Here is a 20,255-nt window from a genome sequence, read left to right as displayed (position 1 = left end):
ACGGCACTCCTTTGTTATACTAACGTTTCCATCAACTTACTCGTTTCTTCAAGCGTGACACTTTCATCCCGCAATTGTTTTAAAAATTGATGGATGAAATAAGACTTTTCTTTACTTGTAAAAATCGCCGCATTGTCGCTCGTCTGTTCGATTGTACCAAGTTTGAAATATAGTTCATTTTCTTGATAAATACTCATCCATTCGCGAATTTTCGAAGCTGTTTTCCACTGGCTTTCTGGAACAATTTCTTCCATTACCCGACTAACGGAGCCGAGGACATCAATGGCAGGATAGTGGTTTTTGGTGGCCAGTTCACGTGTGAGAACGATATGTCCATCTAAAATCCCCCGCGCTAGATCGGGGACTGGACCATTCATATCATCTCCATCAACAAGCACTGTATAAATACCAGTGATCGAGCCGTTTTGCGTTTTACCTGAACGTTCTAGCAATTTCTTCATATATGATTCCATTAGCAAGGTTTTGCCGCCGATTGGTAAGTCTTTGACGGCGATATCGACGCTTCTTCTTGCATCAGCAAAACGAGTGACAGAATCCATCATTAGAAGGACGGTTTTTCCTTGGTCGCGGAAATGCTCGGCAATAGAAGTGGCTAGTTTGGCGGCGCGTAGTTGCATAAGATGGCTTTCGTCCGAGGTAGCAGCAACAATCACGCTTTTGCGCAGTCCGTCTTCTCCAAGATCCTTACGCAAGAAATCTTTTACTTCACGCCCACGCTCGCCGACTAAGCCGATCACATTAATGTCTGCTTTGGCGTTACGAGCAATCATTCCAAGTAAAGTAGATTTACCAACACCCGATCCGGCGAAAATACCAATTTTTTGACCGATTCCAATCGTTAACATCCCGTCAATTGCTTTGATGCCTGTTTCGAGCGTATCAGTGATTTCTGCTCGACTAAAAGCATGAATTGGTGGAGCTTCAAGCGGCATTTTTTGTTTAAATTTAGCCACTCCAGCTTCTTCGTTTAAAATATCGCCGGATGCGTTGAGTACTTTTCCAAGGAGGTATTCGTCTGCCGGGATTGTAATTTTTGTATCCGTTACGTACACCCAATCACCGTATGCCACTTTGTCGCTTTGATTAAACGGGAGTAGCATGTTGTTTTCTTTTTCAATAGAAATTACTTCGCAGAGCACTTTATTTTCACCGACCATGACAGTGTCACCAATTTTCACTTGAGGGCCTTTGGAAATATAGACTTGTTCTTGGACTGTGTGAATTTTTCCTTTTTGGATGTATGGAACGGTGTTTTTTAGTTCTTGCCAAGCTTTGGTTTTTGGCGACCAGTTCACGGTTTATCGCCTCCTAGAATTTTCCGTTCGGCGTTTTGTTTATGAAGTGTTTGGAAAATTTCGGTGATGCGGTAGTCGAAGTATTCCTTTTCTTCTTCTACAGTAAATTCGCCGTAATCGAGTCGCATATCGAAGTTCCAATGGATATTTTCTAAAAGCCAGTCGTATTTTGTGCCTGTGTTTTCTTCTTTTAGAGCTTTTAAGGTCTCTGGATGGGTGGTGACGTTTAGTTTGTCGAAAGCAACTGGGAGTTTTTGAATGACTTCAGTTAGCATTGGTAAGACTTCGATTTGGCGCGTGTCGATTGCTTGGTGGACAATTCTTTCTGCAAGATCAATACTTTCATCCCAAAGGAAATCGGTGATAGTTAGATACATTTGTGTTTTTTCTTTTTCAAAAGCTTGTTTGTTTGCTTCGATTTCTGTTTCAGCTTCGCGTTTTAATTCTTCAATGGCTTGGCGTTCAGCTTGAAGTGCTGCTTTTTCGTTAGCTAATTTTTGCTGTTCGATTTCGATGGCAGATAGGTGTTTTTCCAGTTCTTTTTGATGACTTTCTAGTTGTTCAAGTTCTTTCGAGTAGGGTGACTCGACTTCTTCTGTTTCTTCTATATCATCCAAATAAAACAGTTCCATTTTCACGTCGGATAAAGTGACTTTACCTTTTGGGATTCGCGGATTAGATAAGGACATCCTGTTCCCCCCGTTGGATAACTATTTTGCCATCTTTTTCCAGATTTTTAACGACATTGGCGATATCTTGTTGGGCTTGCTCGACGTCAGAAAGTCTGATTGGGCCAAGAACTTCTAATTCTTCGGTAATCATATCGCGACGGTTTTTCGATACGCAAGATAGAATTTTTTCTTTGAGCTCTTCTTTTTCGTTTTTGAGTGCTCGAGCGATTTTATTGTTGTCTTGAATTTCTGCCAACACTTGTTGCAAGGTCATGTTATCAAGTAGAATAATATCTTCAAACATAAACATTTTCTCTTTGATGCGTTCGGAAAGTTCGGCTTGTTCGGCGTCGAGATGTTCGAAAATTGTACGTTCTAAACCTCGGGTAACGTTGTTTAAGATATTTGCGACATTTTTTATGCCGTCTGTTTTGTTCAGTGAGCTATTCGACATGGTGTCGAGCTTAATTCTTAGCAAGTTAGAAACGTTTTGCATGACTTCGCTATCGAATTGTTCTAGGCTCGCGATACCAATGACGGTGTTAATCATTTTTTCTTCCGGTAGTAAGGCTAGTAGTTTCGATGCTTCTTCTGGTTTCATGTATGAAGCTATCATCGCGATGGTTTGTGGCGATTCGTCGCTAATAATTGTAAACAAGGAGTCAACATCATCAATTTCTCGTAAAATATCTAGCGCGGTTTCGCCGATACGTGATTCTGCTTCTACCCCGTAAATGAGTTGATTTAGTTCTTCCGTCGTCATGTCTGGGAACAAGCGTTGTAAGTGTTCGCGGTCGAGTTTAGCAATTCCTCCTGAAAGAAGTTCTAATTCCCCTAAAAATTCTCTAGTTGCTTCTTCTACTGCGCCGCCGTCCATTTCTTTCATTTTGGCCATTTCACGTGCAAGGCGTTGTTTGGATGCGTCAGGGAGCAAATCTACCACTTCGGTCGCGATTTGTTCGTCGAGGCTCCAAATAATAAGTGCGGCTTTTTCACGTCTTGAAATACCTGAATCTGCTGAAGTAGTTGTTTTTTCTTCCGTTTCTTCTACTTCGACAGTTTCTAGTTCAGCATTTGTTTCTTCTAAGGTTTCTTTGAGTGTTTCTGCCATTGTTATTCCTGCCTTTCATTGAGCCATTTTTGGATGACTGCTGCGGCGCGCCCTGGGTCTTCTTTGGCCATTTCACCGAGTTTATTTTTCAAGCTTTCTTTGCGGGCTTTTAATTCTGGTTCTGATAAATCGAATGCATCTGTTTGGAAGTTGAAATCTGGATGTTCTTCTGGGTTGATGATTGCTTCTTCGGCTGGAATGTAGTCTTTTTCTTCTGGTTCTAATGCTTCTTCTAGTTGTTCTTTACGTTTAAGGAAGATAATGTAGGCGATAATTCCAGCTGCAATGATGGCGAAGAGTAAACTTCCTGCAAGCCACCAAATCCAGGCTTTGCTTGCTGGTGCTGCTTTTTCTGTTGTATCTTCTTCTGCTGGCGTGGCGTTGTCTAAGAACTGGATCGGCATGATGGTAACATCGCCATTTTGGAAAGTACCTTCGAATGTTGGTGCGGCTGCTGCTTCTCCGTCTGCGCCCGCTTCTTCGGTTGTCATATTAGGCGTTAATCCAGCTGAAACTCCAATTGCTTTTGTGAATTCGGCCATGTCAACACCATTTTTATTTAAAGCATTTTGATCAACCCAGACAACGACATTTGTCTTTGCTAGGGCTGGGTGTTTTTTGATTTCTTGGATGGTGGAGTCTAGTTCATAATTCGTTGTTTCACTTGATTTTTCGCTTGTATAGGTGTTCGTATCATCACCATTTTGTTCCGTGTAATTTGGTACGTCAGCGTTTGAGGCGGTTCCTGATTCCGTCGTATTCGCGGAACCTTTTGATGTGTCTGTTGATGTGTCTTTTTGGTTGCTACGTACTTTTCCGTCGTTTGGATAATGTTCCGTATTTTGTTTGATTTCGTCAAAATTAACCGAGACATTTGTATTCACGCGGAAATTATCTAGGGCAAAAATGCTGGAAAGTGTCCCTTCGATATCTGTTTTCACATTTTTTCCAATCGCATTTTGGATATCGACTTCATTTTTATAAGCAGAACTGCCTTCTTCTTCGGATGTGTCTGCTTCAGAGATAACACCATTTTTCGTATCGATAATCGCTACGTCATCACTAGCAACATTTGGTACGGCTGCGCTGACGGTGCGCTGAATGCCGAGAACTTGTTCGCTTGTTAGTGTTTGATTGTTTTTGGTTTTGAGTGTTACTGCGGCTGTTCCTTTTTGGCTTGCTTCTTCAAAAATCGAACTTGATTCTGGTAAAGTTAGCTGCACGGAGGCGCTATCGATGGTTGTTCCATAGCTTTGAACGATTTCTTTTTCTAAATTGACTTTCGTACCAACTTTTTCTTGCATTTTTTTATCTTCTTCACTGGCTCCAAGTGAGCTGTTTAGTAGAATGTCATTGCCATCTTGGCCTGTGTATGGAATACCTAGGTCCGCAAATTTGTCACGAACGAGTGTCTCCACTTTTTCATCGACTAAAATGTTACCACTTTTGTCGACGGTATAATCAACGCCCATTTTGGCTAATTGATCGGTGACTTGTTGTTGGCTTGTTTCGGATAGATTTTTATAAAGAGTAACTTCTGTTTTGGGCGTGTTCATGTAGAGTAATAACACCGTGACTACGACAAAAAGGCCGACTAAAATCGCGCCTTTGTGCCAATTCTTCAATTTCGAATACATTGTTTTTATTTTTGCCATCTTAAAAACTTCGCTCCATTTTTCTCGTGTGGACGATTGACTAAAACTCCCCCGACTAGTCTAACCGCTACACTTGCATATTTAAAAGCTGTTTGTAGCTTTCGATTACATTATCACGAATGACCGCAGCAGTTTTCATTTCTGATTCTGCTTTTTTCATTTGAATGAGTACATCACTCGCATTTCCTTCGCCTGTTGTTAAAAGGTTCGATACGGAAGTTTGCGCGTTTGATTGTGTATCACTCATACTATCCAGCATTTGCGTGAAGGTATTTCCGGCACCTGTCGCATTGTCTGTTTTCGCGGTTTCACCAAGCGTTACTTTAGGTAAGACACTTGCTGCATTAATACTTTCAATTGCCATTTCTTAAAACACTCCTTTATACTTTGCCAATTTCTAAATCTTTTTCCATCATTTTTTCATTTGCTTGTAAGGCGGAAGTGTTTGCCGCGTACATTTTTTGTCCGACCATTAAATTGGTCATTTCGGCTGTCATATCTACATTTGCGTAGTTGACGTAACCTGCTTCATTTGCGTTAGGATGAGTTGGATCATAGACACGTTTGACGCTTCCTGTGTCGCTCGATATTTCGCTTACTTTAACACCTTTTGTTCCAGTTAGAGCTGTTTCAAATGGTGTGATTTCGGATAATACGACGCGTTTTCTAAGGAAAGGTGTCTCGCCAGGTGCGGCGCTTGAATCGGCGTTCGCGATATTATTGGAGCTTACTTCCATCCATTGTTTCGCAGCATTTAACGCGGAGCCACTTGTGTTTATTCCTTCAAACATGGTTTATCACCTTACTTTCCACGGGCTGCTGTGTTGATGGATGAATTATAGTTGAGTGCACTGATAGCGAGCGCGTACATTTGGTTATTTTTTGTTAAGCTAATCATTTCAGAAGTGACGTTGACATTGTTGCCGTCTTCGTTGATGGAGCCGCTCTTGGTCGTTACTTTTGCATTTGTTTCGTCTATATCGGTTCCAGCTAAATGTTTTGTGTTTGTTTTCGTTAGGTTGCCGGCCGACTCGATGCTATTCTGACCAGATGCGCGCAAACTTGAGCCAAATGATTCCTCAAAACTCGCTTCACTTGCTTTAAAATTGGGCGTATTGGCATTGGCGATATTATTTGAAACTACTTGGTTGGCTGTTTGAAGATAATTCAAGTAGTTGCCAATATGCGTGGTATAATTTTCCACTTGTCATTTCCTTCTTTCTTTTAGAAAAATTTCGCATAATTCAAGTTAGCAGCATTGCGACTTTTATTTTCAGAAAAGGCATTTTCAGTGGATTCTAATTGTTTTTGGGTGAAAAGAATACCTTTATTTATAACTTCCCTTGTTTCTTTTAAAATGGCTTCTTTTGTATCTTTTGGTAAATGTTCGGTGCTTTTTAGTAGTTCATTTAGTTTTGCTTGGTATTCTTCGAGGCTAACGTTTAATTGCCCCGTCGAGTGAAACAGTGCTTTTAACTCAACCAAATGTGTCTTTGCTTGATTCATGTTTCATCACTCCCTCGTAGCCTTCTTTAAGCTGCGTGATAACATGAATGATCGTATCAATATTAACGGGTTGTTTTAGTAGTTGCATTTGGCGAATTTGTTCAGAAATCCATTCATATAAGCCGAAAATGTTATCGTAAAGTTCTTGCCCGGCTTCTGGATTTAATTGTAATTTTAATTCTTCAAAGATTTTTTCCATTTTATCAAGAATAAGATCGGCTTCGGAAAAATGTAGTTGTTCGAGTGCTTTGTCCAATTTTTTAAATTCAATAATACAACGTTCGTATATATAAATGGTGTTTTTAATGGGGTTGCTCGTATTTAATTCATTTTGCGTGTATCGTTTCCAAGCTTGCATTTTTTTCACCTACCATTTTTATTTATTAGAACTGTTCATGCCATCGATGAGGGCATCTAGCGTCATGGCGTCGCTTTGCATAGCTTGCATCATTTCAAGCCATTTGTTGTATTGATCCGTAATATTCGTTAATAACGTGTCATTTCGGCTAGTAATATCGGTTAACTTGAGGTTTAATTTATTGATTTCATTCGTCATCGAGGTCGTTTCATCACTGATAAAGCCTGTCGAGCCAAATGTTTTGTTCAAAGATTGATACAGTTCATCGCCAATTCCACCAATGCCAAAGAAAAATCTTTCGACGGCGGTTGGGTCTTCAGCTACCATTTTTTTCATTGCAGTTTCATCGACTTTTAAAACGCCTTCTTTGTCGACACTTATTCCAAAATCGAATAATGTATTCCCATCTTTTTTATGTTGGAATACGTTGTTTAGGGCGCGATTTGCTTCGAGGTCGGCAGCAGATGCTTGTAAAATGGTTCCTTTTCCCGTGTAGGTTTTCATTGTGCTTGTTAGTGCATTGTATGTATTTACAAAACTGGTGATCATGCTGGCTGCTTTTTCATCGCTTTGGTCTTGGATGGTTAATTTTTCAGCGCCAGTTGTTTCTTTTTTGAGGTTGATGGTCACGCCTGGGATGTAGTTGGTTACCTTGTTTGTTGCACTTGTAACGGTCGCTCCGTTGATTCTGAGTTTGGCGTCCTCTGCAGCTAAATGGTCTGGGGAATTTTGTACTAATCCAAGTGCATCGAGAACAGCCGAATCGCCTTCAAATTTAATACTGTTTTCGACACCGGTTGTTGAAGAAGTTACGACCATGTTTTCGCCTAGCGTGTAGATATTCACCTTAGCTCCGGCGCTATTGATGGAGTTCATCACATTTTTCATTGAGCTATCTGCATCAACTTTAATTTCTTTGCCATTGATTTTGATTGTCCCGCTTACACCGATTTTTGCCTCAATATCAGGTACTGCTTTATTGTAAGTGTCTGCGGTCGCCAAGTTTTGGACTTCGATAGAATAACTGCCGTTGACGGAACTGCTCGTTGATGAAACAGTAAAACTCGTTTCGTTGGATGAAGTCGCGAGTTTGGTTTTACTTTCATAAGTCGTGAAAGAGCTCATCGTTTTCAGCGACTCAGATAAAGCATTTTTCAAACTAGCATAAAGATCAATCCGTGATTGGTAGCTGGAAATTTGGTTTTGATAAGGCGTTTTCGCTTTTTCCAAACTAGCTTTTTGAAGACTGATAAATTGCGAATAGTATTGCGTTGGGTCCATTAAACTGCTTGCAATCGAACTTCCCACTTGGTCTCACCTCACATATAATTTAGAATGCTTAATTTTTGTACCATCACACTGGATTGTAGTGCGGCTTGGTATGCAATCGATGTTTTATTTAGATTACTTACAGCTTCTGGCATATTGACTTCTTCGACATTGGATTTACGTTCGGAAAAGTCGACAATTTTGCTAGAAAGTACGTTATCATAGGCTGCTACACCGTTTTTCTGTCCGCCGATATTTGTCATCGAATTGGTGATGATTTCAATATTCTTGCTGTTTGTTTCTTGCAAGGCAGACAAAGCATCCTTATCGCCAGTTTTCATTGCGTCAACGATTTTTTGAATGTTGTTAAACACATCCGTCATCGCACTACCATCATGGAAAACTTCTACTTCTAATGTGTCCGTTACGCGGAATTTTTTATTTTCTGTTGTTCCGTTATAGATGATTTCTCCAGTGGTTTTATCTGTTGTAAATGGCTTCACGCTCGTGCTAGAACCACTAAAAACATATCTGCCATCGTCTTCTGAGTTAGCGACAGAAATAAGAACATCCAGTAAACCTTTGATTTCTTCGGCTGATTGCGACATATTGTCTTTATCGCTCGTGCCGTTAATCGCTTGCAAGACTAAAGCATTTACCCGGTTCATCGATGTAGACATGGATGAAAGGGATGTTTCAGCCGTATTTAATAATGATTTTGCTTCGGTTACGTCCGTTTTTTCGCGATTTAGCTGACTAAGCACATGATTATAGGATAAAATTTGCGCTGTTGCACCAGGATTTTCGCTCATCGATTCATACTTTTTCCCAGAAGATACTTGTAATTGGTATTTTGCAAGGTTTCCTGAGACATTATTCAGCTGATTAATTATTGAATTTGCTTGTTGATTCGTTGAAATTCGCATTATTTTCCTCCTTATAACATGGCTAAGAGAGCTTTCATCATATCGTTCACTGTGTTCATGGCTTTCGTATTGGCCACATAATAACTTTGGTATTGCATGATATTTGTCATTTCCTCGTCAATATTAACTCCTTCAAGAGATGATTTTGATTCAGAAAGGGAATTTAAAGCTTGCGTGTCTGCCGTAGAAGTTGCGCTACTTTTACTAGCGTCCGTCGCCACTTCGGTAATGATTCCGTCCATGAAACTCGGGAAAGTTGTTCCTTGAATGTTTTTGTCTGTTTTCAAGGAAGCGATATCCGCCGCGATAACTCCTAGAAACGGCTTGTTATCAGCGTTACTTGTGATTGCAGGATTCAGGATCCATTTGCCAGAGCTTTGGGTGAAAATTGGAATGGAAAAATCATTCACATCGGTTACATATGTACTCGTGCCAAGCGTGTCAATCGCGTGGTCAACTCCGCCAATCGTCAGCGTATCACCAGAACGAGTCACACCAGGGAATTTTTCTAATTGACGCAAAAGTTCATCGCGATTGCTCAGTAGTTTTTCGTCGTTCGGATTCGCTTTGAGCGCATCATTGATTTTTTGCAAATCGTCCATTGTTTTATTGACGTTTTTGACTTGAATATCATCTAATGCTTTTGCTAGGCTGTTCGAAAAAGTTTCGATTTTTTCTTGGTACGATTTAATTTCATTTTGGTTAACACGAACGGAAGCGATGATGGAACCTTCTGGCATGTTGAGTTTTTGACCGTCTACGGAAAATTCAAAGCCAGTCGCGGTTCGCGTTGATGTGATTTCGGTCGTTTCATCACCTTGGACAACAAGACGTCCGCCAATTGTCACATCGTACACATCTGGATTATTCGGATGGGCGCTCACGGAAATCCCAGCATAGCCAGCCATCGTACTAAGTAGTTGATCGCGTTGGTTCAGCAAATCGTTCGGTGGGTTGGAGCCTGCATTTCCGATTGCTTTATTGATACTGCCTAATTTTTTAATTAATGAATTTAAGTCTTGAATCGCGGCATCTGTATCTGCTGCAATGGTTGTTTCTAATTCTTTTAAGCCCGAATGAAGTTGGTTTAATTGATCCGTAAAAATCGACATACTGGATAAAAGTGCCGTTGTATTCGTTGCTTGGTCAGGATTTTTCGCTAATGCTGCCCAAGCGGTGAAGAAATTATCTAAATTATCACTTGGTGTATTTTTCCCTGGAGTACCAAATAAATTAAGTGCTTGACCGAGCGCCCCACTTTGATATAACGAAGCGGATTGTTTAGCGATTTGATTATTGTATTGTGTCGTAAGTGCTGTATTTGTTAGACGTTTAATGTCTGTCACTTTGACTCCGTAGCCTGTTTGTTTCCCACCAAGCAGACCACCGTCACCGTAAACCGCCGTCTGATCCACAGCTTGTCTTATGTATCCTGGCGTATTCATATTACTAATATTTTGCTGAGCGACCATATTAGCGATTTGCGCCGCTGACATGCCCGATAATGACGTATTAAAATCACTTAAACGCACAAAAAATCCCTCCGTTTACTTAAAAAGTCTCGTTTATCATCATATTATTTTCTGCTTGTGTTTCCGCGTGATGTCCCGTAATAACATCCACCATATGCTCCGAAAAAGCCAATTGCATTTCTGTTCTAATTTGGTTTTCCGTAACACTTACTCGTAAAAGGTTTTCTTTTTCAAGTAGCATTTTTTTCCGTTCATCTATAATGGCATTTTCCGCAGGTGTCCAAGTATTTTGGAGCGTTCTAAGCGTATTATCTTCGCCAATGATTGTTTTTAAAGCTTGATATTCGTTTTGCAAAGCGGCAAGTTCGCGCTGTAGCCCTAGTTGGCGTTCTTCTGCTTCAATCCAGTTCTCTTCTTGCACTAATTTTCCGAGTAAAATTGCTGCATCGGTCGCTTTGACATTTTTTTCGATTAAAATTTCTAATTGATTGATTAATTCGTTTTGCATTCCCATCACCTACAATACGACATCGAGAATCATGCCAGTAATCTCACCAATACGGTTTAGCATGTCTAAATGTCCAGTTTTTGTATCAATTAAATTCATTACATCATCGAGTTCATTGGTTTGTTTTTCTACTTGCTTTAAAATCGTCATTTTTTGCGAAAACCCGTATTTTGGATGACGGCTTTCGATATTGTCGTAATCCATCACATTATTCACATAAAAATTCAAAAATGTTTGGACTGCTTTTTTATAGCTCAAAACATTATCTACCGTCATATCCATTTCAACGAGTGACTTTTTATCTGTGACATTCGTGATTAGTTCGTTAATTTCAGTCAGGGAAGGAGTTTGTTTCTTGCCATTTGCCTTCATTTGTTCAAAATAAAGCTGTTGTGTTTGATTTAATTCTTGCATTCCCCTAACTACATTCGTCTGTTTGGACTGCGAAATTTGGCCAATTGAAACATTATTCATCCTTTTTCCCCCGAAAAACTCATTTTCGCTTTCTAAACCTTATTTTTCTATTTAATTATACTGAAACAACCTGAAAAAGTATATATTTTTTCAAAAAATATCTTTTTTAAAATAAAATAATTAATAATAAAATAATAAATATAGCAACTATCATGAAAAATATTGGTTGTTTAGAAACACTTCGGAAATCTTTTACTAATAAATCAAAAAATGACATTTCTTGTTGTGCGAGTAGCATCATTTTTGTCATATCACTAGCGAATTCGGCGTCCACGCTACCTAAAATTCGTTCTGTATCGGTGAAACCTGCTTCGATTTCCATTTTTTGAAACAGTTGTGCAAGTCGTGTAAGTTGGCCTTGCATCCGGTCTAAAATAACGGCGATCCCACCTTGCGTCATTTGTCCGTCTGCCAAGCGTTGCAGTTCTTGGAAAAGTTCTGTTAATGGTTTGGTCGCTTGTTGGTGAAAAATTTTGATATTCCCATTTGGAAATGCGCCAATTTGCGGTAAAAGTTGGTTCATTAGTTTTAAGTATTCGCTACCCAACTTCCAAATATTGATGTTTTCTGCCTGTAATTCATATGGTAATAAGTGGCGCGATTGGAACATATTGCCAAATTCGCGTAACACTTTAATCATCCAGTTCGTTTCTTGTCTGGCGTCAACAATCGGGTCTAGTCTTGTCGCATGTTCGATATGCCCCTGGAATTCGCGCATCATTTGGATTCCAGTCTCCATATTGCCAGAAGCTATTTGCATCATGCGCAAGAAGTCGTATTTTCCTGTTGTTTCAAAAGTTAAGGTTGGCAACATTTTTAGCAAAAAGGATATTTCGTTCATAATTTTTTGATTGGCTAAAAATAATTTTTGATTCGCGGGATTTTCAGAAAAGTACGCTTCAAAATTATGTTGTTTCATTAGAATTGTACTTAATTGGCTACTAATCTCGCTTCTGACTGTTTGCCATTTAGTAGAATCAGTTGGATTTTTGATTCCCGCCCGCATCACGTAAAAGATTAAATCATTCGCTTTTTTAGCATTGTTCATCATTAATTTCATATATAATTCTAAACTTGCTGCGCTTGTTCCGTTTAGTTGTAAGCTGCTTAATTCTTTAAAAGAGAATGATACTGGCGGTGTTTTCGGTACGGCTACTTCTGTATTCATTTGTGCTTTTATCGTACCTTCTTTTACAACTGGATTTTGTTTAATGAGTTCCCGTTCTAGTTGATTACGATTTTCTGCAGATTCTTGAATGCCATCTATTTTCATTCCGTCCACCTCACTTCTGCTTTTATTTCATTGCTCTATTACCCGAAAAAATAATAACGCCAATAATCATGAGCGCCGGAATCCAAAACGGGATACTGCTTGAGTTGTCTTTAGTTGAGGTTTCCTTTTTCACCTGCTTTTTGGGGGTATTTTCATGTGCCTCAACAGATGGCTTAGGAGCTGGTGATGTTAGTATCTGCGTTTTTTCGTTCGGTATTACTGGTGGTGGTGCGATTATTTCTTTACCTGGCATTGCGATTACAGGCTTGATTTCTTGATTCATTTGCTTGGAATAAATTTGGCCGTCCCAGTCTGTCCAGTGGAGCACTATTTTGCCTGTGGTGGTTATTTCTGCACTTGTGAAACGGTTGCCCGCTCGTTCGACGGAAAATTTTTGACCGTTTACTTCAATATAAAGATTTGAAATAAGTGTGAAATCCGAAAGAATGGTTCCTGTTAAAATGGCATTGTTGACTAACTGAACCTCGCCAAAAGGTTCACTAGTGGCGCGAACGAGCAGGTGTTGATCCATTCCTTGAATATGAATGATTTCACCGGATAATTCGCTCGGTAAAGTTAGACTTCCCTTCCATTCAGTTGCCGTTTTTTGCCATTTTAGTGGGATTATTTTGCCGGTCTCTGTTTCTAGTTCTGGAAATTCAGTTGTATATTTGTCGAGAGTTAGCTCGATTTGCTTGCCGACTTGGCCGATTTTTTTCTGCACGTTCGTGATGTCATTACCGTCGTAACTTAAAAGGGGTGCTTTTGGTTGATATAGTTGGACAGTGTTTTCTAAGTCTACTGTGATTTCATTCTCGGCAAAATCAACTAGTTGCAGTTGAAAAGTGATTTTTTCACCCAGTTGGAATTTTTCTAAAGGTATTTCTGCAGCAAACTTCCCTGTATAGTTGTTGCGAATGAGTTCGATTTCTGATTCATTCGATTCGCTATGAACAACTAAAGTCGCTTGTTTCACGCCAGATTCCGCGTCATCTAAATCAGCTGATACACGTAGCACGCTCGTTAACAAGACATCTTCATCGTGCGTAATTTCTATCGTTTTCAAACTCGGCGCCGTCTCATCTTTCGCAACGTCCTCAAGCTGTTTCACTTCAAATAAATCTTCCACAGTAACAAATGGTTTCGGCACATCTGCTTGATAAAATTCAGCCCGGTAACTCCCATCCAAATCCCAATCCGTCACCGTATACGTTTCCTCGTCTAGAAGCTTTCTCTGCCCATGTTCATTCACCAGAATAATTTTCAAGTCAGCCGCATTTTCAATATGAAATGAAATCACTTCACCAGATGTAAAAACATGCTGTTCGCCTTCAAGCGATATTATCGGGGGTTCAGGATCTGCTGCAAATGCTTGAACCGAAAAACACAGCCAAAATAAAATTGTCATCAGTCCAAGTTTCCGCACATTTTTCACCTTACTAACTCCGTCATTTGTATACCAAAATGATCATCCACGCGAACTAAAATTCCTTTACCAATCGTCACGCCATTTAGCGCTAAGACAAGTGGTTCGTTCATACTCTCTTTTAGGATAATCACATCTTTTTCACACCAAGAGATAAATTTTTCGAGTTTTACTTTTGCTGTTCCGAATACCACTTCAAGCGTTACGGGAATATCTTCCAAAATTTGTTCCATTTCGGAAAGTGTTTCTTTTTCTTCGATAACTGCTTGGTGCACTGGTTCAGCTAGTTTTTCTGGTTCGATTATTTCTGCTGGAGTCGTCGCTTCTTTCTCTGCGACTTCTTTCGCCTGAATCCCAAGCATCAATTGCGCCATTTCTTTTGCTGCTGCTGGATTAAAAATTTGGTACATTGGCGTTTTTAATAGTCCTTCTACTTCTAGCGGGAAGATGACTTCGACAGTTTTTCCTTCTTCAATGTTTTTTTGAATCATCGTATCGCCGAAATTACAAAATTCCATTGTAGGTGGGCTAATATCGATTTTTGTTCCGAGCATTTCTGACATTGCTGTCGCTGAGAAGCCCATCATCTGGTTCATTAATTCTTGCACTGCGCTGACTTCAAGTTCCGTCAGTTCTGCATCTTCTTGAACCAAACCGTCTCCCATCATCATTAAATCTGCCATAATTAGCGCGGCATTTTTGCTAATGATAAATGTGTTGCTTGAGCGCAGCCCTTCGACAAATTCCACACTCGTCACTAAGCAAGGGCGTTCATTAAACTCGAACTCTTTGCTATCAATTACGCGTGCAGTTGGGATTTGTAAGGAAACTTTACGGTTAAGCAATTTGGATAGAACGGTTGAAGCTGAACCGATGCCGATATTACATACTTCTAAAAAGACATCTAACTCTTCGGCCGTTAAGCTGATTTCTTCTTTTACTGGTTCTGGCTCTGGAACTGCGTCGCCAAGTAATCTTTTTGCAAGTTCATGCCCTTTATCAATAGGGATGAGTTGCATTAAATTCGATGTGATCAAGTCGCCGATAATTAAGTCAAAGCCGACTTTTATCATTGTTTGGTCGTTCGTATCTTCTAATTGTTCTTTTAGCGCGATTACTTTAATGTCTGGTGTCGTAATATCAATCATTTCGCCAAACATATTGCTCATCGCAGTGGCGGAATGTCCCATCATTTGGTTCATCGCTTCTTGTACGGCGCTTAGATGAAGTTCTGAAAGTTCTTCATTCGGATCAATGTTTCCATCACCCATCATCATTAAGTCCGCGATAGCCGCAGCCACTTCTGATTGCAGAACAAATAAATTCCGCATTTCGATTCCTTTGTGAAAATTCACTTCTAACACGACATGTGGAATATCAATGTCTTTCGTATTATATAAATCAACAATCTCAACTTTTGGCGTCGAAATGGTGACTTGTTGGTGTAGTAAATCAGATAAGACCGTAGAAGCTGAGCCAAACGAAATATTGGCGATTTCTCCTATCACATCTAGTTCCATTTGCGTGATATTTTTCTCTAGTAATTGCTCCACTTCTACCTCTCCTGCTCTGTCCGCCCTGTATGACGCATAAATTTAACGGCTTTTTGGTTACCACTTTTTCCCATATAACATTCAAATTTCCATTTTTCAGTGACGTAGCCTTTGAGTGTGTCACGTATATGAGTTTCTGTCAGAAGCACGTCGCCTACTTCAAGCTTATTCAGTTCTTTCCACGTTGTTTTAATTTCACCTACACGTATGCGCGCTTCTTTCTCAACTTGATGCAATTCTTGCTCGACTTCCGCATCAAAGTTCCGCCGCTTATCAAACGTATATTCCACGACGTTTTCCAGCTTATTCATAATCTCTTCCACCGAGAAAAATGGCACGCCAATGCGCATTGTACTAATCCAAAACTCTGATTTAATATCAACACTGACAAGCGCCATCATGTCGTTCGGTGATGTGACACGTAGAAGTGCTGGGTTAGTTTCGATATTAACGATTTCTGGTGAGATTGGATGCACTGATTTAAAACTGTCTTTGAGTGCTTCGCAGAATTTTTCTAAAATAGATTTCAACGTCAGCTCTTCAAAAACAGATAAAAGTCTGCGCTCGCTCAATTTTCGTTTTGGATTCCCGCCAGATAAGCATTCATGAATATAAATGATATAGGCTAAATCGAGTTCGATAATAATTTGACCGAGCTCCGGATTACCCAGGTCGATAATGCAGAAAATGTAGCTATCGTTCGGCATTGTTTCGATATAACCACTCGCAAAGGAAACTTGATCTGCAAGGGTTGCTTCGGTATGAATTGGAATCCGGATACGCTGGGAAACAAACTCCATGCTTTTTTTCGTAAAAGCGGATGCAATCGTCTTCAAGCTTTCGAGGTGTTCTGCACCAAATTTCTCTGGTTTATGAAAGTCATAGGGATGAAAGCGCCCAAAGTCGCCAATTTCCGTACTTTCATCAACTACCTTACCTTCACTTATTTGGGAAAGCAGGGCGTCAATTTGTTCTTGACTTAATTTATCGCTCATTTTTTGTCACTCCCTAGCTCTCATGAAGAACTTCCCTCTCCTAATTTCGTTATTTTGACAAACATCTTACCGTCTTTTGTCAAAATCTCACCGTAACCGATGCATTTGCCTGAAATCGTAATTTTAACCACATTAGCTGTGGAATCTTCTAACCGAAAAACGGTCCCTTTTTTTACATCTAGCAAACTACCGACTGGCTGTTTCGTACGTCCTAATTCGAAGTCGATTCTGAGTGGAATAGTATGATTAATTTTCATTTAGCTAAACTCCCTACTGAATCAAGTTCACAATTTGTTTCATCACGTCATCCGCCACACGAATAACTTTTGTATTCCCTTGGAAACCACTTTGGTATGTCATTAAGTTAACGAATTCGCGGGACAAGTCTACGTTTGAGCCTTCTAATGAGGAGCCACTAATTCCGCCAGCGCCATTTTGGCCAGCAACGCCGTATACTGCATCGCCAGAAGATAATCCTGGAACATATTCGCCGTTCCCCATTTTGACTAAACCGTCCTCATTGGAGAAAGTAGCCACCGCTAGTTGGGCAACTGGGATAACTGTACCATCTGAGTAACTCACTGCAATATAGCCGGAATCGGTAACTGCATAATCTTTTACAGTCGCAGCGCCTTTACCGTCAGAAGTTGGTGAGAATACTTGGTTTGTTCCGTAGTTGGTTAAGCCACTTAGGTTTAAGCCCATATTGACTTGTTTGCCGTTTACTGTGGAATTGATTTGGATATTTTTAAGTGCGTCTGGGTTTGTTAATTCACCCTGCGCGTTGTAATTAAGTGTTCCTGTTACTGGAGGAGTTAATGCTTTTCCGTCCATTTGAATTTCATATTCGTAGGAAACATTACCGCTCGCATCTGGTGTAGCAGCTTTCATATTCACTTGAAGTTTATGTTTTCCGCCAGCATTATCATATACAGAAAGCTCGGAAGAAATCGTATCTTTTTCGCCCCAGTCTAGTGGAATGTTACCGCTTAAGCTACCGTTTTTTGTTGCTTCTCCTGGAATTGCGCTATTTAGCGGGATTTGAATTGGTTGCAAATTACCGTTTAAAACGTTGCCATTTTTGTCTGTTGCGTAACCCATTACGTATTTCCCTTGTTGGGTAGTTAAATAATTGTTGTCGGAAACGGCGAAGCTCCCGTCACGCGTGTAAACGATATTGCCCCCTGCATTATCGCCCGCGATGAAAAAGCCGCGACCTTGTAGTGCTGCATCTTTGTTTCTGCCCGTTGCTGTCGGGGAACCTGCTGTATAATCAGTTAAAATCGCTCCAATTTTCGAACCGGAACCGAAACTCATTGGGTTTGTTCCAGCGTAAAGTCCGCCTGCAACAGATCCCATTGTGTTTTGGTAAAGTAAATCATTGAAAACGACGCTTTGTTTTTTGTATCCTGTCGTGTTGGCATTGGCAATATTATTTGATGTTACCGATAATGCTTGTTGGAACGCATTCATCCCAGAAATAGCTGTATACATAGTTTGATTCATAATTCACACTCCCAAATTTTTAATTAATTTCTGTTACATATGTCATTGGCACGAGGCTATCGTTATCTTTTAATTTCAGCATGACGCCGTTTGTCGTTTGTTGAACGCTTTCGACTTTTCCACTAATTACTTCGCCGTTCAGCGAAACACCTTTTATATCTTTACCGATGAAATTAACCGCGGATTGCAAGGCGGAGTTTTGCGCTTGTTCAGAAAGCTTATCTACGGCAGTGGTCATATTGGCAACTTGTTCCATTAAGGAAAGTTGCGCCATTTGCGACATCATTTCATTCGTATCAAGCGGGCTCGATGGGTCTTGGTATTGTAAACTTGTTAAAAATAGTTTCATGAAGTCATCTTTGCCAAGGGTTTTGGATACGCTGGATGTTACTACATTATTTGTATCCTGACCGGCTCCTGATAAACTACTAATTCCGTCCAAATTACGTCTCCTCCTCTAAATCAAATGCTTCTTGTTTAGCTCTTTCCTGATGTGGATTTTCGCGTTCTTTTTCTTTTTTAGATTCACCTTGGTGTCGACCATCCGAGCCTTGGTTATTCTCTTTCGGTGCTTGTTTTTCTGTCATTGTCACGGCAACTTCTACGCCGCGATCTCGGAAACGATTATGCAAATCTTGCGCCATCTGTTCGAGTTTTTGTTTCGCCGTTTGTTCCTGATATTCGATATGTACAAATATTTTATCGGGCATTTTTTTAAGTAAAACTTCGACTTTTCCGAGTGACTCCGGCTGGATGGCGAAAAAGGCTTTATTTTGTTTCACTTGGAATTTTTGTAGCTGTTCGATTTGGTCGGTGATGGTTTTATCGAGTTGTTTTAGTGTCACTGGGACTTCAGGTTTGGCAGCTGGTGTGAGTTGTTTCGCCGTATCATGCCAAATATTGCTGGATTCTGCGGGCTTTTTGACGGCAACTTCTTCCTTGGCAGTTACTGGCTCTTTAATGCTCGCTTTGAAAAGTTGCACGACTTCTTTTTCTTGAGGTAATTTGGCTAGGACTGGTTGGTTTTTGGCCACGTTTTCTGCTAGTTTAGGTGATTCTTTTGTAGGTATGATAAGTTCTGGTGGCGGTTGTTGCTCCCTACTGGCATTTTTTGTGGGTTCTTTCGGTGTATTTGTTACTGGAGTTTCTACAGCTTGCGGGGCGTTTTCTATTTTGGGTTGATCAATTGCTTGTTTGGCGATTGCCGCAAGTGTTTCTTTCACTTCTTTGAGTTCGAGTGGTGCTACTTGCAGTTTCGTTTCTGGTGCATCGTCGAGTAGCTTGGCTGAAACGAGTGGTTGGGCGATTTCTTTTAGTGGTAGCGTAGCTTGTTCTCCGTTATCCGCTTCTCCCTTTAAGAGCGGCGCAGGGCTATTTTCCATTAAAAGTGAAATAAAAGGTAGTTCTACTAATTCTTCTGCTAACGATTCTTTTGGTTCGACCTGTTTTTTTCCGACGAGTGGTTGTAGCAAATTATCTGGGATTAGCATGCGTTTTCCTCCCTTTTACTTTAATAGCACCATTTTTAAATCGCGTAATGTTTGTTCTTCTCTTTTATTTTCAAGCTGTTGCCATTTTTTTCGTGTGTCATCGTACATTTTTTTGGCCTGTTTTCCTTTTTCTTCTAGTTGCTCTAAGATTTGTTCATTGCTTTTAATGTACTGGCTAATTTGGTGAATTTCTCGCTCCATTTGTTGAATGCGGCTCGGCGAGAAGGCATCTAGTTGCATGCTTCCGGCTAATACCGCCACTTGGAGTCTTTCTTTTTTCGTTCTCGAGTAATAGACTTCTTTTTCGTGCGCTAATTTTTCTACGACTTTTTCCCGTTTGGATAGTAATAATTGCAATTCCTTTAAAATGGCCGTTTTCTCTTGGTCCACTTTCATCTTCACTGCGTTGTAAGCCTCTTGCTTCAAATCACTTGCCCTCTTTCTTTAGTCGATTTCTGAAATAACGATTCCGAAGTTCTCGTCCATCAAAATAGCTTCACCGATGCCGACTTTCTTTTCATCGAGGAAAATTTCGACTTTGTGGCCAGGTTTCTTTTCCACTTCGAGGACATCGCCAATGCTTAGCTCGGCGATATCCCCTACTGGCATTTCTTTTTTTCCAAGGCGGACGATTAAGTTAACGCCAATATTGTCTACTTGGCGGATAGAGCCTTTTTCGCGTCCTTCTTGGCTCGGTTCTTTCGGTTCCCATTCAGGAAGTTCTACTTGAAATACTTGTTCCATCA

General features: G+C 40.3%; 24 protein-coding genes. All 24 read right to left on the bottom strand.

Annotated features, from left to right (window positions below; genetic code table 11):
• Positions 1 to 14: 14 nt before the first annotated feature.
• On the bottom strand, positions 15 to 1,316 hold the full coding sequence (gene fliI / locus GL301_RS03790; protein ID WP_003727194.1) for a flagellar protein export ATPase FliI: 1,302 nt from the start codon (positions 1,314 to 1,316) through the stop codon (positions 15 to 17).
• Positions 1,313 to 2,005: a FliH/SctL family protein gene (locus tag GL301_RS03785; RefSeq protein WP_003724450.1), complete on the bottom strand. Its 693-nt coding sequence runs from the start codon at positions 2,003 to 2,005 to the stop codon at positions 1,313 to 1,315. Before GL301_RS03785 ends, fliI begins: the two co-directional genes overlap by 4 nt.
• A complete protein-coding gene (locus GL301_RS03780; protein WP_003724449.1) occupies positions 1,992 to 3,098 on the bottom strand; it encodes a flagellar motor switch protein FliG in 1,107 nt (368 codons plus the stop codon). Before GL301_RS03780 ends, GL301_RS03785 begins: the two co-directional genes overlap by 14 nt.
• Positions 3,099 to 3,100: 2 nt before the next feature.
• Entirely contained in the window at positions 3,101 to 4,753 is a 1,653-nt protein-coding gene (gene fliF / locus GL301_RS03775; RefSeq protein WP_061108638.1) for a flagellar basal-body MS-ring/collar protein FliF, read from the bottom strand.
• A 67-nt stretch (positions 4,754 to 4,820) separates the two neighbouring features.
• Positions 4,821 to 5,117, bottom strand: coding sequence for a flagellar hook-basal body complex protein FliE (fliE, locus tag GL301_RS03770; RefSeq protein ID WP_003724447.1), 297 nt, complete (start codon positions 5,115 to 5,117; stop codon positions 4,821 to 4,823).
• Between the two features lie 16 nt (positions 5,118 to 5,133).
• Positions 5,134 to 5,544: a flagellar basal body rod protein FlgC gene (gene flgC, locus GL301_RS03765; RefSeq protein WP_003721832.1), complete on the bottom strand. Its 411-nt coding sequence runs from the start codon at positions 5,542 to 5,544 to the stop codon at positions 5,134 to 5,136.
• A gap of 11 nt (positions 5,545 to 5,555) precedes the next feature.
• Positions 5,556 to 5,957 (bottom strand): flagellar basal body rod protein FlgB, encoded by a 402-nt coding sequence (flgB, locus tag GL301_RS03760; RefSeq protein ID WP_003730269.1) that lies wholly within the window; start codon positions 5,955 to 5,957, stop codon positions 5,556 to 5,558.
• Positions 5,958 to 5,977: 20 nt separating this feature from the next.
• Positions 5,978 to 6,259 carry a hypothetical protein gene (locus GL301_RS03755; RefSeq protein WP_003734438.1) on the bottom strand — a complete coding sequence of 94 codons (282 nt, stop codon included), beginning with the start codon at positions 6,257 to 6,259 and terminating at the stop codon, positions 5,978 to 5,980.
• Positions 6,231 to 6,617 carry a flagellar export chaperone FliS gene (locus GL301_RS03750; RefSeq protein ID WP_003724443.1) on the bottom strand — a complete coding sequence of 129 codons (387 nt, stop codon included), beginning with the start codon at positions 6,615 to 6,617 and terminating at the stop codon, positions 6,231 to 6,233. Before GL301_RS03750 ends, GL301_RS03755 begins: the two co-directional genes overlap by 29 nt.
• Positions 6,618 to 6,635: 18 nt before the next feature.
• Entirely contained in the window at positions 6,636 to 7,925 is a 1,290-nt protein-coding gene (locus GL301_RS03745) for a flagellar hook-associated protein 2 (RefSeq protein ID WP_003727196.1), read from the bottom strand.
• Positions 7,926 to 7,936: 11 nt separating this feature from the next.
• Positions 7,937 to 8,812: a flagellar hook-associated protein 3 gene (locus GL301_RS03740; RefSeq protein ID WP_003730266.1), complete on the bottom strand. Its 876-nt coding sequence runs from the start codon at positions 8,810 to 8,812 to the stop codon at positions 7,937 to 7,939.
• 11 nt (positions 8,813 to 8,823) lie between these two features.
• Positions 8,824 to 10,344, bottom strand: coding sequence for a flagellar hook-associated protein FlgK (gene flgK / locus GL301_RS03735; protein WP_003727197.1), 1,521 nt, complete (start codon positions 10,342 to 10,344; stop codon positions 8,824 to 8,826).
• A 19-nt stretch (positions 10,345 to 10,363) separates the two neighbouring features.
• On the bottom strand, positions 10,364 to 10,792 hold the full coding sequence (locus GL301_RS03730; RefSeq protein WP_003731036.1) for a hypothetical protein: 429 nt from the start codon (positions 10,790 to 10,792) through the stop codon (positions 10,364 to 10,366).
• Positions 10,793 to 10,801: 9 nt separating this feature from the next.
• The gene (locus tag GL301_RS03725; RefSeq protein WP_003724438.1) at positions 10,802 to 11,266 is read right to left on the bottom strand and encodes a YaaR family protein; all 465 of its coding nucleotides are present in this window, start codon (positions 11,264 to 11,266) and stop codon (positions 10,802 to 10,804) included.
• 106 nt (positions 11,267 to 11,372) lie between these two features.
• The gene (locus GL301_RS03720; RefSeq protein WP_003724437.1) at positions 11,373 to 12,539 is read right to left on the bottom strand and encodes a hypothetical protein; all 1,167 of its coding nucleotides are present in this window, start codon (positions 12,537 to 12,539) and stop codon (positions 11,373 to 11,375) included.
• Positions 12,540 to 12,561: 22 nt separating this feature from the next.
• Positions 12,562 to 13,965, bottom strand: a complete 1,404-nt coding sequence (locus GL301_RS03715) for a Eukaryotic translation initiation factor 3 subunit E (protein WP_077956343.1) — start codon at positions 13,963 to 13,965, stop codon at positions 12,562 to 12,564.
• Between the two features lie 5 nt (positions 13,966 to 13,970).
• The gene (locus GL301_RS03710; protein WP_003740486.1) at positions 13,971 to 15,518 is read right to left on the bottom strand and encodes a flagellar motor switch protein; all 1,548 of its coding nucleotides are present in this window, start codon (positions 15,516 to 15,518) and stop codon (positions 13,971 to 13,973) included.
• A 2-nt stretch (positions 15,519 to 15,520) separates the two neighbouring features.
• A complete protein-coding gene (gene fliM, locus GL301_RS03705; protein ID WP_003727200.1) occupies positions 15,521 to 16,513 on the bottom strand; it encodes a flagellar motor switch protein FliM in 993 nt (330 codons plus the stop codon).
• A gap of 20 nt (positions 16,514 to 16,533) precedes the next feature.
• Positions 16,534 to 16,770 (bottom strand): flagellar motor switch protein FliN, encoded by a 237-nt coding sequence (locus tag GL301_RS03700; RefSeq protein WP_003721819.1) that lies wholly within the window; start codon positions 16,768 to 16,770, stop codon positions 16,534 to 16,536.
• A 13-nt stretch (positions 16,771 to 16,783) separates the two neighbouring features.
• Complete coding sequence (gene flgE / locus GL301_RS03695; protein ID WP_003724433.1) at positions 16,784 to 18,019, bottom strand: flagellar hook protein FlgE; 1,236 nt, start codon at positions 18,017 to 18,019, stop codon at positions 16,784 to 16,786.
• Between the two features lie 19 nt (positions 18,020 to 18,038).
• The gene (locus GL301_RS03690) at positions 18,039 to 18,461 is read right to left on the bottom strand and encodes a flagellar hook assembly protein FlgD (RefSeq protein WP_003724432.1); all 423 of its coding nucleotides are present in this window, start codon (positions 18,459 to 18,461) and stop codon (positions 18,039 to 18,041) included.
• A 1-nt stretch (position 18,462) separates the two neighbouring features.
• Positions 18,463 to 19,509 carry a flagellar hook-length control protein FliK gene (gene fliK / locus GL301_RS03685; protein WP_003724431.1) on the bottom strand — a complete coding sequence of 349 codons (1,047 nt, stop codon included), beginning with the start codon at positions 19,507 to 19,509 and terminating at the stop codon, positions 18,463 to 18,465.
• A 15-nt stretch (positions 19,510 to 19,524) separates the two neighbouring features.
• The gene (locus tag GL301_RS03680) at positions 19,525 to 19,935 is read right to left on the bottom strand and encodes a hypothetical protein (protein ID WP_003727201.1); all 411 of its coding nucleotides are present in this window, start codon (positions 19,933 to 19,935) and stop codon (positions 19,525 to 19,527) included.
• A gap of 18 nt (positions 19,936 to 19,953) precedes the next feature.
• Entirely contained in the window at positions 19,954 to 20,253 is a 300-nt protein-coding gene (locus tag GL301_RS03675; protein ID WP_003724429.1) for a flagellar motor switch protein FliN, read from the bottom strand.
• Positions 20,254 to 20,255 lie beyond the last annotated feature (2 nt).

This window comes from Listeria sp. LM90SB2, from assembly GCF_028867355.1.
GTDB lineage: Bacteria > Bacillota > Bacilli > Lactobacillales > Listeriaceae > Listeria > Listeria monocytogenes_B.
The sequence above is the reverse complement of the archived record's forward strand: the minus strand, read 5'-3'. Positions and strand labels throughout refer to the sequence as shown.

Bases quoted from the DNA above. Each gene is read 5' to 3' on its own strand.
- GL301_RS03785 (WP_003724450.1), bottom strand. From the start codon at position 2,005: ATGTCCTTATCTAATCCGCGAATCCCAAAAGGTAAAGTCACTTTATCC.
- GL301_RS03780 (WP_003724449.1), bottom strand. From the start codon at position 3,098: ATGGCAGAAACACTCAAAGAAACCTTAGAAGAAACAAATGCTGAACTA.
- fliF (WP_061108638.1), bottom strand. From the start codon at position 4,753: ATGGCAAAAATAAAAACAATGTATTCGAAATTGAAGAATTGGCACAAA.
- fliE (WP_003724447.1), bottom strand. From the start codon at position 5,117: ATGGCAATTGAAAGTATTAATGCAGCAAGTGTCTTACCTAAAGTAACG.
- flgC (WP_003721832.1), bottom strand. From the start codon at position 5,544: ATGTTTGAAGGAATAAACACAAGTGGCTCCGCGTTAAATGCTGCGAAA.
- GL301_RS03755 (WP_003734438.1), bottom strand. From the start codon at position 6,259: ATGAATCAAGCAAAGACACATTTGGTTGAGTTAAAAGCACTGTTTCAC.
- GL301_RS03750 (WP_003724443.1), bottom strand. From the start codon at position 6,617: ATGCAAGCTTGGAAACGATACACGCAAAATGAATTAAATACGAGCAAC.
- GL301_RS03740 (WP_003730266.1), bottom strand. From the start codon at position 8,812: ATGCGAATTTCAACGAATCAACAAGCAAATTCAATAATTAATCAGCTG.
- GL301_RS03730 (WP_003731036.1), bottom strand. From the start codon at position 10,792: ATGCAAAACGAATTAATCAATCAATTAGAAATTTTAATCGAAAAAAAT.
- GL301_RS03725 (WP_003724438.1), bottom strand. From the start codon at position 11,266: ATGAATAATGTTTCAATTGGCCAAATTTCGCAGTCCAAACAGACGAAT.
- GL301_RS03720 (WP_003724437.1), bottom strand. From the start codon at position 12,539: ATGAAAATAGATGGCATTCAAGAATCTGCAGAAAATCGTAATCAACTA.
- fliM (WP_003727200.1), bottom strand. From the start codon at position 16,513: ATGAGCGATAAATTAAGTCAAGAACAAATTGACGCCCTGCTTTCCCAA.
- GL301_RS03700 (WP_003721819.1), bottom strand. From the start codon at position 16,770: ATGAAAATTAATCATACTATTCCACTCAGAATCGACTTCGAATTAGGA.
- flgE (WP_003724433.1), bottom strand. From the start codon at position 18,019: ATGAATCAAACTATGTATACAGCTATTTCTGGGATGAATGCGTTCCAA.
- fliK (WP_003724431.1), bottom strand. From the start codon at position 19,509: ATGCTAATCCCAGATAATTTGCTACAACCACTCGTCGGAAAAAAACAG.
- GL301_RS03675 (WP_003724429.1), bottom strand. From the start codon at position 20,253: ATGGAACAAGTATTTCAAGTAGAACTTCCTGAATGGGAACCGAAAGAA.